Below are 13,347 nucleotides of genomic sequence, written 5' to 3'. Positions count from 1 at the left end.
CGCCTGTACTGCTGCACCTGCACGGGTGGAGTCTAGATGCGCCCACCGACAAGCGCGGGCCACCGCGGGGATCTCGTGGTGCGCCGGTGCTCGAGCCCTCCCGGGTACAGTCGGTCGCCGTGACTCCACGTCCCTTGTCGGAGCTGGTCGAGGCAGGGTGGGCGCGAGCTCTCGAGCCCGTTCACGACACCGTGTCGGCGCTCGGTGACTTCCTGCGGGGCGAGGTGGCGGCCGGACGCGGTTACCTGCCGGCGGGCGAGAACATCCTGCGAGCCTTCACCCAGCCGATGGACGACGTCCGGGTCCTGATCGTCGGCCAGGACCCCTACCCCACGCCCGGGCACCCTGTCGGGTTGTCGTTCTCGGTCTCCCCCGAGGTTCGGCCGATCCCGCGCAGCCTGCAGAACATCTTCCGTGAGTTGTCCGAGGACGTCGGCGCACCCCGTCCGACCAACGGTGACCTGACCCCGTGGGCGCGACGCGGCGTCCTGCTGCTCAACCGGGTGCTGACCGTCGCCCCCGGTTCGCCCGGTTCGCATCGCGGTCAGGGTTGGGAGAAGGTCACGGACGCCGCGATCTCGGCGCTGGTGGCCCGCGACGCACCCCTGGTGGCCATCCTGTGGGGACGCGATGCCCAGACACTGCGGCCCCTGCTCGGCGCCACCCCACGCATCGAGAGTGCTCACCCGAGCCCGATGTCCGCTGACCGGGGGTTCTTCGGGTCACGGCCGTTCAGCCGGGCCAACGCCCTGCTGACCGAGCGGGGCGCCGCGCCGATCGACTGGCACCTGCCCTGATCGGGGTCGCCGGAATCAGCCCTGCCTCAGTAGCGGCGTTCGGTCTTGCGCAACTCGTTCCACCGCGTGTGCCGATACTCCAGACAGGCCGCCTCGTACGTCCGCGGGTCGAGTTCGAAGGGCACGGGCGTCGCCGGTATCTCGCTCAGCAGGCGATAGAGCGCCTCGATCCGGGTTCCGCGTTGGGCACGATGGGCGCCCGCGGCGGTCGAGACCACGGATCGTCCGGCCCGCGCCACGATCCGCCGGCCGGCGTCGGTGACGGCGATCCCGTACTCGTCGGCCACCATCAGGTCAGCCCCGACCAACATCGCCATGGCGTGCTCGAGATCCTCGCGCGAGACGATGAGCTGGTTCACGGCGTCACAGGCCGCCACGAGGTCGAACAGACCGGCACGGTTCTCCAGAGAGCCGCTGACCCGAGCCGCGGCGAGCACCCAGGCGTCGGAGAGGACCCACTCCATGTGCTCGTAAGATTGCTCAGGGTCACGGCGTTGAGGTGTGATCATCACGGAGCCGACCTGCATTCATCGCCATGTCCCCGTGTCACCGATCAACGTCCCCAGAACGACGGTGTATGAGTCCCCACGCTAGGGCACACCAGGACACCCTGCACCGTCAACCCGCGGGATCCCCCACCCGGCTCAACGAGCCCTCGAGCTCGACGAGTGCGATGAGCCCAGCGGTCGGTGGCATGACCCTTCTCACCGCCTCTCACCGGCCTCGGGCCACCCGGCGTGAGCAGCCGACCCCGCCCTCCTGGCAGGCTGGACGCCGTGAGAACGATCGAGGACGGCGAACTCGCCACCATCCTGAGCCAGGTCGCCCAGCGCCGCGCCCCCAACCCGCCCCGCCTGGTGGTCTCGGGCAACGTGGCCACACCCTGGTCCGTGCTGCGCCAGGTGGACCAGGTTCTCGAGCAGTACAGCGTGTATCTGCTCAACGGACAGCGCGGCCTGCCACAGCGCCCTGGCGTCACGCTCGAGACCTCGTTCGTCGGGCCGGGCATGCGCGGGGCGCCCAACCTGCGATACGTCCCGACCCGGCTCTCACTCGTCCCCCGGCTCTTCAGCAGCTCGCTGGTGCCGGACGTGGTCGTCGTCCACACCTCGCCACCGCACAACGGGCGGGTCTCACTCGGCATCGAGGTCAACATCCTGCCGTCGGCGATCGACGCCGCCCGACTCAGCGGTGGAGTCGTGATAGCCCAGGTCAACTCGCACATGCCCTACACCTTCGGCAACGCCGAGATCGACGTCGACGAGATCGACTACGCGATCGAGGCGGATGAACCGCTCCCCGAACTGACGATGGGCGACCTGGACGAGACCAGCCAGGCGATCGGCGAGCTGATCACGGCGCGCGTGAGATCGGGTTCGACGCTGCAGTTGGGGATCGGCGGGGTGCCGGATGCCGTGGTGAGCCGGCTGACCCAGCACCGGGACATGCGGGTGTGGACCGAGATGTTCAGTGACGGGGTCCTCGCGCTGGAACGAGCGGGGTGCATGGACCCCACCACCCCGTTGACGGCGTCCTTCCTGATCGGCACGGCCGACCTCTACACCTGGGTGCACCGCAACCCGCGGGTGCAGATGCTGCGCACCGAGGTCACCAACGAGCCGGCCAACATCGCCCGACACCCGAACATGGTCTCGGTCAACACGGCCCTGCAGGTCGACCTGTTCGCGCAGGCCAACGCCTCCCGCATCAAGGGCCGGATCTACTCGGGTTTCGGCGGCCAGACCGACTTCATCGTGGGGGCGCTGCACTCCGACGGCGGGCAGGCCTTCATCGCCCTGCGCTCGTGGCACCCCAAGGCCGACGTCTCGACGATCGTGCCGCTGATCGAGGAGCCACTGACCTCGTTCCAGCCGAGCGCCGTGGTGACCGAGCACGGCGTGGCCGAGATCCGTGGCCAGGACGACCGCACCCAGGCGCGCAACCTGATCGAGAACGCCGCTCACCCGCGCATCCGCGAGGAACTCTGGGAAGAGGCCTACGAGCTCGGCCTCACCTGAGTCGTCTCGCCAGGGCCACCACCCCTCGGTGCCCACGGTCCGCGATCGAGCCCGCGGTCGAGCCCGTGGTCGGAGTCGAACCGACGACCTACCGCTTACAAGGCGGTTGCTCTGGCCACTGAGCTACACGGGCGAAGGGCTCCGATCGTACCCGGGTGACACCCCCCAGGAACGCGCACGGGGGTGACCCCGGACGTCGCCACACGCCCCCTGCGTCCCATCCGTCACGCAGTGACTCCAGGCGGTTGGGACGAGGTCTCGCCCGAACGCCGGTCGGCTTTCAACCGTTCTGACGAGGACCACCTCACGACCGCAGATCGTAGTTCTTCCTAAACTGCGAGTAATCAACGGGAGGGGTTCACGTGAGTGCGCGCGGAGCAGTGCCAGCGCCTGCCAAGGGCGCTGCCCGTGAGCTCGACCCCCCGCCCACCGGCGACGACGCCACCATCGCCCTCGATTCCGGTGGCGGCGTCGAACCTCTCGGGACCGGCGACCCCGTCGACACCCTCGACATCATCACCCTCGATGCGGCCCAGGCCCTTGCCGAGGTCTTGGACGCCGTCACGGTCGGTGTCGTCGTCCACGGCCCCAGCGGCGAGGTGGTGCTGGCCAACACCGTGGCGCGCGGCATGCTCGCCGGTCTGCCCGGTTCGATGCTCGCGCATGCGGTGGCGCCCGTGGCCGGCCCGGACGGCGCCCCCCGCAGCTTCACCCTCAGCACTCCCCGCCCCGATGGCAGCGCTCGGCGCCTCGTCGTCACGGCGACGCCCGTGACCACTCTCGACGGCAGCTGCGTGACCGCGGCGATCACGGCGGCGATCGTTCGGGAGAACCTCCCACCGGGCTCCCCCGACCCCGACGTGATCGAGATGACCGAGTCGGCAGATGTGACGACCGGCCCACGCCGCCCCGTCGTGACCACCCTGCGCGACCTGGCGACCGAACGACAGCACGTGACCCAGCCGGCGAACGGCACCGGTGCCCCCCGGGCGGTCCAGGACGAGAGTGCCACCCTGCGGCGGTCGCTGGCGATGGCCGAGCGTCGATTGCGCGCCACCATGGACGCCTCGCCGATCGGCACCGCGCTGCTCACCCCTCACGGCCGGTTGCTGCAGGTCAATCGGGCACTCGCCCGCATGCTGGGTCGCAGTGCGCAGGACCTGGTCGGCAGTGGCCTGGCCGACCTGACCCACCCCGACGACCACCCCCGTGAAGCGCCGTTGGTGCACCAGTTGCTCGCTCGCAAGATCGCCTCGTACGAGCTGGAGAAGCGGCTGGTGCGCCCCACCGGCGAGGTGGTCTGGGTGCGCGCCACCATGGCACCGGTCTGCGAGGACGACGGCAGCGTGCTGCACCTGGTCTTGCAGGCCCAGGACGTCTCGGAGACCCGCCAGGCCGTCGAGATGCTCACCCATCAGTCGACGCGGGACTCGCTGACCGGCCTGGCGAATCGGACGCGCTGCGTCGGGCGCATTCAGGAGAGCCTCGACCGGTCGGCCCGGCGTCGTGACCCGCAGCGCCGGGTGGCCGTGTTGTGCTGCGACCTGGACGACTTCCGCGTGGTCAACGACAGCGTCGGCCCGCCGTACGGCGACGCCATCCTGGTGGAGGTGGCCGGTCGGATCCGTCGGGTGATCAACCAGGACGACATCGCCGCACGGCTCGCCGGCGACGAGTTCGTGATCGTGCGAGACGGCGTCCGGGACGATCAGGACGCCGGACACCTGGCCCGCACGGTGCTGGACGCCGTCCGTCAGCCGATGACCGTCGACGGCCGGGTGATCGTCCCCACGATGAGCATCGGCATCGCGTTGTCGGCGGCGACGTCCGGCCTCGACACCGCCCGCCAGGACGCTCTGGGTCTGCTGCGCGACGCCGGCACCGCGCTGCACGAGGCCAAGCGCACCGATCGGGGCGGCTGCCAGGTGATGGACGAGGCGTTGCGACGGCGCACCGTCGAACGGCTCGATCTGGAGAGTCAGCTGCGCACCGGGCTGGACCAGGGCGAGCTGCGGTTGCACGTGCAGCCGATCGTGGATCTCACCTCGGGGGTGATCGTCGGCCGCGAGGCCCTGGTGCGCTGGCAGCACCCCGAGCTCGGCCTGCTGCCGCCGAGCCGGTTCCTGACGGTCGCCGAGGAGACCGGCATGATCGCCGACCTCGGCCGCTGGGTGATCGACGAGGCGGCCCGGATCGCTGCCGCCACACCGCAACTGGGCTATGTGGCGATCAACGTCTCGCCCTCGCAGGTGCGCGGCACCAGCCTCGCCGACGACGTCGAGGCGGCGCTCACGGCCGCCGGGCTGCCGCCGTCCCGGCTGGTGGTCGAACTGACCGAGTCGGTGATGCTCGGGGCGGCACCCGAGGAACGTTCCCAGCTGGAGCGGCTCGACGATCTCGGCGTGCGGCTCGTGGTCGACGACTTCGGCACCGGGTTCTCGGCGCTGTCGCACCTGCGCGATCTGCCCGTCTCGGGAATCAAGATCGACCGCAGCTTCACCCAGGGCCTGGGCGAGGACACTCAGTGCGATCGCATCGTCGAAGCCCTGACCGGTCTGGCCCAGGGACTCGGGGTCGACCTGGTCGCCGAGGGCGTCGAGACCGAGCGCCAGGCACAACACCTCGCCGACATCGGGTGCGTGCACGCCCAGGGGTACCTGTTCGGCCGCCCCGAGCCCGCGTCGGCCTGATCACCAGTGGCTCACGTCGGGCACATCGGGTAGATCGGGCACGTCGGGCAGGTCGGGGACACCGGGCAACAGGCCCAGCGCCCAGGTCACGCCACGACTCACCTGGGTGGACACGCCCTGGGCCAGGCGATCGCCGGCCGAGTCGACCGGTTGCCAGTCCGGGGCGGCACCGTCGGCGATCCGCAGCACCGAGGCCACCAGCACCAGACCGAGCGCGATCATCACCGCCCGATACAGCCGTCGCCGTCCGGCCAAGGACCGAGCGACGAACCGGGTGCCCCGGCGCATCGTGGCACCGCCCGGCCCCCACCAAGCGGCGAACCACCCGGCGAGAGTTGCCGCGATCAGGGACGGCGCAGCCTCCGGCCGGGGCGCATCCGGTGCCATCACGGCGCCGACGACGAAGGCAGCGCAGACCGCGAGCGCCACGGGAAGGACGGCGCCGAAGGCCGCCCGGGGCAGGGCAGCGATCGTGCGCCAGGGCAGCGCGAGCACCGCTCGCGAGCGCTCGCCGGCCCGCTGGCCGGATTCGTGCCGCCGGACCAACGCCTGGGTCACGGTGCGGTCGGCCACCCGGGCCACCACGGCCCAGACCAGGGACAGCACCACCACGAGACCGGGTGCCACGGCGGCGAGCGCCGCCAGGGTCACCAGGGCAGCCACGGCCACCCTTCCGGGTGCGGCCACCGACGCCGTCCCGGACGAGGAGGCAGGCATCGGCCGGGTGACCGGTCGCGGCGTCGCGGGTGGCCGCGCAGCCGGCGAACCCGGCGCCGGTGGCGGCGGCACGGGTAACGGCGCGGGAGCCGGTGACCGGGCGGGCGCCGGAGCCGGCAGGGCGAAGGTCGCTGCCGTGGGCCGCCGTGCGGGAGCAGGGGCCGCCACAGGCTCCGAGACCGCCGGGATCGGCAGCGTCACCACCGGCGGGGGTGCCGGGTGCGCCCGGGCCGAGCTCGGGTGCTGCGAGGTCGCCAGGGGGGTGGTGCGCACCTGGTCGGGGCTGAGCGCGGGCGACAGCGGACGACGGGGCGGCCGCCAGCTGTCGATGCCGGCCAGTCCCGCCAGCAGCATCTCTGCCGTACCCCGCCAGAGTGGATTGACGTTCAAGGCCATCACGAGGACGCGGGCCAACCGCTCGTCGATGCCGGCGAGATCGGCCTGGCCACGGCGCACCCGGTCGAGCACCACCGAGGCCGGCCCGGTACCGAACGGCGGCCGGCCGGTGGCCGCGAACGCCAGGGTGGCGCCCCAGCCCCACCAGTCGGTGGCCGGGGTGATCGGTTGTCCGTCGATCACCTCCGGCGCCAGGTAGCCGGGGGTGCCCATGACCAGCCCGACAGAGGTGATCCGGGACTCGTCCACGACATGCGCGATGCCGAAGTCGATCAGGATCGGGGCGTCGTCCAGCAGCAGCACGTTGGCCGGCTTGACGTCACGGTGCACCACCCCGGCGGCGTGGATCGCCCGCAGCGCGCCGATCAGCTGTCGGCCCACCTGTGCCGTGTAGGCCACCGGCGGTGGCCCGTGGGTGCCCACTTGCTGCTCGAGCGTGCGAGCCGGAACGAACGCGGTGACCAGGTACGGCACCGGGCCGAAGAGGTCGCTGTCGAGCACTTCGGCCACGTGCGGGTGCCGCACGCGCTGCAAGGTGGCCACCTCGCGCCCCAGCCGGCGGCGGGCCACCGCGTCGGCCGCCACCTGCGGTCGAAGCACCTTGACCGCCACAGCCCGCCCGCCCGGGTCGAGAGCGAGGTGCACCACCCCCATGCCGCCCTCACCGAGGGTTCCGATCAGCCGGTACGGGCCGACCGTCAGCGCCCCGGGACCCCGCGCATCCACCACGTTCACGCCGGCACAACGAACCAGTGCCGCTGACGACTCCCGGAGGGTTCGCGCATGTGTCCTACCCGTCGGACCCCGGGCAGCCGTCAGCTCTGGATGTAGGCCGTCAGGTGATCGCGCTCGGACTGCAACTCACCCATGCGGTGCTTGACCACGTCCCCGATGCTGACGATGCCGGTCATCCGGCCATCGGTCACCACCGGAACGTGACGCACGCGACGTTCGGTCATGAGCACCATGAGGTCGCGGACATAGGTGTCCGGGGCACACGTGTGCACCTCGGAGGTCATGATCGATCGCACCGGCTGGGCGAGCAGGCTCGCGCCGCGGGCCTGCAGGTGGCGCACCACGTCGCGCTCGCTGACGATGCCCGCGACGGTGCTGCCGTCCTCGGAGACCACGAGGGCGCCCACTCGGTGTTCGGCGAGGGCGTCGAGCAGCGCCTGGACCGTCTGGTCGGGGCCGATGGTGGCGACGTCGCCACCCTTGCCCCGGAGAACGTCGGTGATCCGCATCCTTCACACCTCCACGAACGGCGCATGCGCCTGGTGATCGTTCCCGGCCTCGTCACTCGAGCCCGGGACGTCGACGGTATTCGACGGTATCGGCCCCTGAGAACCGACGAAACCCCCCACTCACCCGAGTTTGGCCTGCTGCGGCGGGGGACGCCAGTCCGATCGGGGCCACTCGTCGTACAGTCGAACTGCCCACCCAGCACCATTGCTGCCCTGCGAAGGCGAGGAGTCGACCCTGCCCGAGTACCTGCGCGACCGACCGATCGGGCTGGTCTTCGGTTTTCTGTTCGCGGTGTCCATGGCCCGAGGTCAGGCGACCTATGCCCTGGCGGCCTGGATGTCGGGGCAGGCGGGACGGCGTCCGGCCCTGGCGAAATGGGCCAGCGGCCCGGGGGTGGCCCGGGGTGTGGCCGCGACACGGCGCTGGGGAGTGGCCGCCATCCCGTTGGCGTATCTGACCATCGGTCTGCAGACCCTGATCTTCGCCGCCGCCGGCGTGGTGCGCCTGCGCTGGCGGGTGTTCACGCTGGCGCAGATCCCCGGCGCCCTGGCCTGGGCGGCGATCTACTCCACGATCGGCTGGGCGGCCTGGGAGGCCGCCCTCGCGGCACTCGCCGGTGAGGCCTGGGCGACCGTGCTGCTGCCCGCCGCCGGCGCGGCCTTGCTGGTGGTCGTGGTCACCCGCGCGGTGCGTCGCAGCCTCGCGGCGAAGGCCACACCCGATGTGCCACCCACTCCCGCAGGCTCCGCGTCCCCGCCCCCCACGGAACCGGCCGAGCCGTCGGCGTCCGCCTGAGCTCGTCACCGGGAGGCATCACCGTGGAGCACTGGCTGGACGAGCCTCATCACGATCCATCGCTCGGTGGTGCCGACGCATCGACGCCGAGGCTCGGCGACGCGGTGCCGGTGCGGGTCTGGGTGCCGCACGCGCACCGAGCCCGCCAGGTGGTGCTGCGGGTGCTGTGCGACGCCGAGCCGCTGGTGACCCCGGCCCGTATCGATCGCGAGGACGACACCGGTACCTGGTGGAGTGCCGAGGTGGCCGTGCGCAACCCCGTGGCCTCCTACCGGTTCCTGCTGGACGGCGCCGACGGGTCCTACGCCTGGCTCAACGGCTCCGGCAGGCACGGCCACGACGTCACCGACGCCGAGGACTTCCGGCTGGTGGCCGAGACCCCGGGTCCGTCGTGGGCCGCGGATTCCGTGGTGTACCAGGTGTTCCCGGACCGATTCGCCCGGTCGTCGGCATCCCTCGCCGACGGGCCGGACGCCGCGGCGCGCCGTCCGGGCCTGCCCGAGTGGGCGGTGCCGGTCGGCTGGGACGAACCGGTGGCCCACCACGGCCCGCTCACCGGCCGTCAGTTCTACGGGGGTGACCTGTGGGGACTGGCCGAGCACCTCGACCACATCAGCAGCCTCGGCGCGGACGTGCTCAGCCTGACCCCGTTCTTCCAGGCCGGCTCCACTCATCGCTACGACGCGACGACCTTCGACCGGGTCGATCCCCTGTTGGGCGGCGAGGCGGCCCTGAGAGCCCTGATCGCCGCCGCACACGCCCGCGGACTGCGGGTACTGGGCGATCTGACCACCAACCACACCGGCTCGGGCCACGAGTGGTTCACCGCGGCCCAGGCCGACGCCGGCTCGGTCGAGGCGGGGTTCTACCGGTTCACCGAGCACCCACACGGCTATGCCTCGTGGCTGACCGTGCCCAGCCTGCCCAAGCTCGACCACGCCTCGCCCGAACTGCGCCGTCGGTTGATCACGGATCCGGACTCGGTGGTGGCGCGCTGGTTGCGCCCGCCCGTCGACCTGGATGGCTGGCGGATCGACGTGGCCAACATGACCGGACGGCTCGGAGTCGACGACCGGGCTCACGAGGTGGCCCGGGCGGTCCGGGCGGCGATGGCCGCGGTGGACGCCGACGACGGCCGGCAGCGTTGGCTACTGGCCGAACACGGGCACGACGCGGGCGGCGACCTGGCCGCCCGCGGCTGGCACGGCACGATGAACTACTCCACCTTCACCCGCCCGCTGTGGTCGTGGCTGACCGTGCCGGGCCACGGCATCGGCTGGCTGGGCATGCCGTTGGAGGTGCCGTCGCTGTCGGGGCGGGCGATGGTGGCCACGATGCGTGCCTTCGTGTCGGGGATGCCGTGGGCGGCACTGACCCGTTCGGTGAACTCGCTCGACAGTCACGACACGGCGCGGTTCCGCACCGTGGTCGGCGGCGAGCGAACCGGGGCACCGACCGGCTCGGCCGCCGGTCGAGAGCGTCACCTGGTGGGCCTGGCGCTGCAGGCGACGCTGCCCGGCGTCCCGATGGTCTTTGCGGGCGATGAGTTCGGCCTGACGGGGCTGACCGGCGAACACAGCCGCACCCCCATGCCGTGGGACCGTCCCGATCGAACGGACGCCCCGACGCTGGACGCCTACCGATTCTGGCTGCGGCTGCGGCGCGAGAACGTGGCGCTGCGTCGTGGTGGGTTGCGCTGGGTCCGAGCCGACGACGACAGCGTCACCTTCCTGCGCGAGCACCCCGATCAGCGGGTGCTGGTGCATGTCGACCGTGGTCAGGGCAGCGCGAGCGGGCGCCGGAGCCCGCGCCCGGTGCACCTCCCCCGCGCCGGGCTGGGACTGGTCTCGGGTGATCGGCTGCAAACCCTTGCAGGAGCCGACGCGGCCTGTGAGGATGAGCACACGGTGACGCTGCCGAGCGCTTCTGGCGGCGGAGTCGCCGCGCACGTGTACCAGCTGTCACCGCAGTGATCCTCAGGGTTCCTCGTGAACCTCGCGAGGAACACTGCACCCACCCCTCTCACTCGGATCGTCCGGCACGTACCTGCCGGTGAAGGGATTCATCTGTCATGGCATCCGTCACGTTCGACAACGCCACCCGGGTCTACCCCGGCGCCACCAAGCCCTCGGTCGACGCGCTCGACCTCGAGATCGCCAACGAGGAGTTCCTCGTCGTCGTCGGCCCCTCCGGCTGTGGCAAGTCCACCGCTCTGCGCATGCTCGCCGGCCTGGAGGACGTCAACTCGGGCCGGATCCTGATCGGTGACCGTGATGTCACCCAGGTGCCGCCGAAGGACCGCGACATCGCGATGGTGTTCCAGAGCTACGCGCTCTACCCGCACATGACCGTCGCCGACAACATGGGCTTCGCCCTGAAGATCGCCGGCGTCCCGAAGGACCAGATCCGCACCCGGGTCGAAGAGGCCGCCCGCATCCTCGACCTGACCCCCTACCTCGAGCGCAAGCCGAAGGCCCTCTCCGGTGGCCAGCGGCAGCGCGTGGCGATGGGCCGGGCGATCGTCCGCAAGCCGCAGGTGTTCCTCATGGACGAGCCGTTGTCGAACCTCGACGCCAAGCTGCGCGTGCAGACCCGCACCCAGATCGCCTCGCTGCAGCGCCAGCTGGGCGTCACCACGGTCTACGTCACCCACGACCAGACCGAGGCCATGACCATGGGCGACCGCATCTGCGTGCTCAAGGACGGTCTCCTGCAGCAGGTCGGCACCCCCCGCGAGCTGTACGACCGCCCGGGCAACGTCTTCGTCGCCGGCTTCATCGGCTCGCCCGCGATGAACCTGCTCGAGCTGGGCACCACGGACGGCGGGGTCAAGCTGGGCGACACCGTCTTCCCGGTGGAGCGCGCGGTGCTGTCGAAGGCCACCGGCAACAAGGTCACCATGGGCATGCGCCCGGAGGACCTGACCATCGCCGAGCACGGCCTGGCGGTGCAGGTCGACGTCGTCGAGGAGCTCGGCGCCGACGCCTACATCTACGGTCACGCCATCGGCGCCGATGACCTGCAGGTCATCGCCCGCACCGACGGACGTCGTCCCCCCATGAAGGGTGAGACGGTGCACTTCGCCCCGACACCCGACCACGTGCACCTGTTCGACGTTCAGACCGGCGAGCGGTTGCGCGCCTGACCTGGTGCCGGTGTGCCGGACTGTTCGTGGCGAAGGCCCCGTGGGATCCGATCCCACGGGGCCTTTCCCGATCGTCGACCCGCGACCTCACTCGCCTGTGGCGACGCCCTGTGGTGGGGCATCCATCTCGATGACCCGGTCGCGTCCCTCGCTCTTGGCCCGGTACAGGCCGACATCGGCCCGGGCGTAGACCGCCTCGATGTCCTCGCCGTGCCGTAGCCGGGTCAAGCCCAGGGACACGGTGACGTGCACCTGATGCGGACCCACCCGTATCGGCTCCGAGCCGACGGCTCGCCGCATGCGCTCGGCCACCACCCGGCCGGTGTCGACCTCACCCACGATTGCCAGGAACTCCTCGCCGCCCACCCGGGCGAGGTGATCCTCGGCGCGGATGGCACGCTGCAACCGACCCGCCACGGCATGCAGCACGACGTCCCCCACGGGGTGGCCGTAGGTGTCGTTGATCTGCTTGAAGTGATCGATGTCGATCAGCAGGACGACGCCGGCAGCTTCCTCGGCGCCGTCCGGGGCCCGCCCGGAGTCGGCCCGGTCGGCGAGCCGACGCATGCCCTCGCGACGGTTGAACAAGCCGGTGAGGCCGTCCCGCGTAGCCAGGACGTGATTGCGTTCCGCGAGCGCCGCGGCGCGCAGTCGATCCTCCAGGCCGCCGACCAACTGCCGTGAGGCCTCGCCCAGGACGGCGACCAGGGCGATGGCCAGCAGCAGCAGGCCGAACGCCAGCTGCCGCCCCTCGGTACCGCCGTCGCGCATCAGGATCACCAGCGGCGGCAGCCACAGACTGACCGTGAACAACACCACGGCCGAGCGATAGTGCAGCCGGCCGATGACGCCGATCGAGAACGCAAAGGCCGTCACGATCGACACGTCGACGAAGACCTGCGGCGAGACGGTGATCCACCGGGCGCTGCTGCCCCACAACGTCCCGATCACCACCTGGAACAGCACCTGGCGTCGCAACCAGCTGTGCACACTGGGCAACGAACGGGGCGTGGCCAGGTAGGCCCAGGCGTGACCACCGGAGATCACCGCGGCCAGCGCGACGCAGATCAACCAGAGGGCCAGCTGGCGCGACGGCACCTCCGGCGACACCAGCCAGGCCAGGTACGCCGGCGTCAGCACGGCCGACAGCGCCCCGATGCGTTGACCCGTCATGAACAGCCGGGTTCGTTCGAGGGTCAGCTGCTCGTGCAGCAGTGACTCGTCGATGTCGGTGGCCGAGGTCGGCCCTGCCGCGACGTCCCTGGCCCTGGGGTACGACTGCGCCACACTTCGAGGGTCGACGCGCGAGGTCCGGGGCTTGAGACGCGGCGCCACCGACCACCCCGACCACCCCGGGCGTGCGGGGCAGCAGCGGCGGGTTCAGCGATCGATGGCCTCGAGGTGAACCTGCTCGTAGTGGGCGGTGAGCACCGCGCTCGCCTCCCCGGTCCGGTGGGCCATGGTTCGGCCGCACTCGGCACATCGCACGACAGGCAATTGTGTGACGGTCACCGGGAAGGAGCGACGGCGCGTGGAGGGACGCG

At 71.3% G+C, this 13,347-nt stretch carries 10 protein-coding genes and 1 tRNA gene; 6 read left to right on the top strand and 5 right to left on the bottom strand.

Translation table 11 applies throughout. The annotated features are described in order from the left end of the window. Positions 1 to 119: 119 nt before the first annotated feature. Positions 120 to 797, top strand: a complete 678-nt coding sequence (locus IPK24_04865; GenBank protein MBK8074902.1) for a uracil-DNA glycosylase — start codon at positions 120 to 122, stop codon at positions 795 to 797. 26 nt (positions 798 to 823) lie between these two features. Here IPK24_04865 and IPK24_04860 read toward each other — a convergent pair whose 3' ends face one another. Beyond that, positions 824 to 1,261: a hypothetical protein gene (locus IPK24_04860; GenBank protein ID MBK8074901.1), complete on the bottom strand. Its 438-nt coding sequence runs from the start codon at positions 1,259 to 1,261 to the stop codon at positions 824 to 826. Positions 1,262 to 1,573: 312 nt separating this feature from the next. Here IPK24_04860 and IPK24_04855 point away from each other — a divergent pair, with 312 nt between their 5' ends. Then, on the top strand, positions 1,574 to 2,815 hold the full coding sequence (locus IPK24_04855; protein ID MBK8074900.1) for an acetyl-CoA hydrolase: 1,242 nt from the start codon (positions 1,574 to 1,576) through the stop codon (positions 2,813 to 2,815). 60 nt (positions 2,816 to 2,875) lie between these two features. On the opposite strand, the gene IPK24_04850 is transcribed toward IPK24_04855, so the two are convergent. Then, a tRNA-Thr gene (locus IPK24_04850) sits at positions 2,876 to 2,948 on the bottom strand. A gap of 229 nt (positions 2,949 to 3,177) precedes the next feature. Between IPK24_04850 and IPK24_04845 the strand changes: the two genes are divergently transcribed. Beyond that, the gene (locus tag IPK24_04845) at positions 3,178 to 5,505 is read left to right on the top strand and encodes an EAL domain-containing protein (protein MBK8074899.1); all 2,328 of its coding nucleotides are present in this window, start codon (positions 3,178 to 3,180) and stop codon (positions 5,503 to 5,505) included. Here IPK24_04845 and IPK24_04840 read toward each other — a convergent pair whose 3' ends face one another. Both IPK24_04840 and IPK24_04835 read right to left on the bottom strand, forming a co-directional pair. Further along, the gene (locus IPK24_04840; GenBank protein ID MBK8074898.1) at positions 5,506 to 7,353 is read right to left on the bottom strand and encodes a serine/threonine protein kinase; all 1,848 of its coding nucleotides are present in this window, start codon (positions 7,351 to 7,353) and stop codon (positions 5,506 to 5,508) included. An 80-nt stretch (positions 7,354 to 7,433) separates the two neighbouring features. Continuing rightward, positions 7,434 to 7,862 (bottom strand): CBS domain-containing protein, encoded by a 429-nt coding sequence (locus tag IPK24_04835; GenBank protein ID MBK8074897.1) that lies wholly within the window; start codon positions 7,860 to 7,862, stop codon positions 7,434 to 7,436. Positions 7,863 to 8,067: 205 nt separating this feature from the next. On the opposite strand from IPK24_04835, the gene IPK24_04830 reads away from it, so the two are divergent. The 3 genes from IPK24_04830 (at position 8,068) to ugpC (ending at position 11,803) form a co-directional block, all read left to right on the top strand. Continuing rightward, complete coding sequence (locus IPK24_04830) at positions 8,068 to 8,658, top strand: hypothetical protein (protein MBK8074896.1); 591 nt, start codon at positions 8,068 to 8,070, stop codon at positions 8,656 to 8,658. Between the two features lie 23 nt (positions 8,659 to 8,681). After that, the gene (locus IPK24_04825; GenBank protein MBK8074895.1) at positions 8,682 to 10,631 is read left to right on the top strand and encodes a glycoside hydrolase family 13 protein; all 1,950 of its coding nucleotides are present in this window, start codon (positions 8,682 to 8,684) and stop codon (positions 10,629 to 10,631) included. A 98-nt stretch (positions 10,632 to 10,729) separates the two neighbouring features. Then, positions 10,730 to 11,803: a sn-glycerol-3-phosphate ABC transporter ATP-binding protein UgpC gene (gene ugpC / locus IPK24_04820; GenBank protein ID MBK8074894.1), complete on the top strand. Its 1,074-nt coding sequence runs from the start codon at positions 10,730 to 10,732 to the stop codon at positions 11,801 to 11,803. A gap of 87 nt (positions 11,804 to 11,890) precedes the next feature. Here the strand turns inward: ugpC and IPK24_04815 are convergent, their stop codons facing one another. Then, a complete protein-coding gene (locus tag IPK24_04815; GenBank protein MBK8074893.1) occupies positions 11,891 to 13,090 on the bottom strand; it encodes a GGDEF domain-containing protein in 1,200 nt (399 codons plus the stop codon). Positions 13,091 to 13,347: the final 257 nt, after the last annotated feature.

It is taken from the genome of Kineosporiaceae bacterium, assembly GCA_016713225.1.
GTDB lineage: Bacteria > Actinomycetota > Actinomycetes > Actinomycetales > Kineosporiaceae > JADJPO01.
The sequence above is the reverse complement of the archived record's forward strand: the minus strand, read 5'-3'. Positions and strand labels throughout refer to the sequence as shown.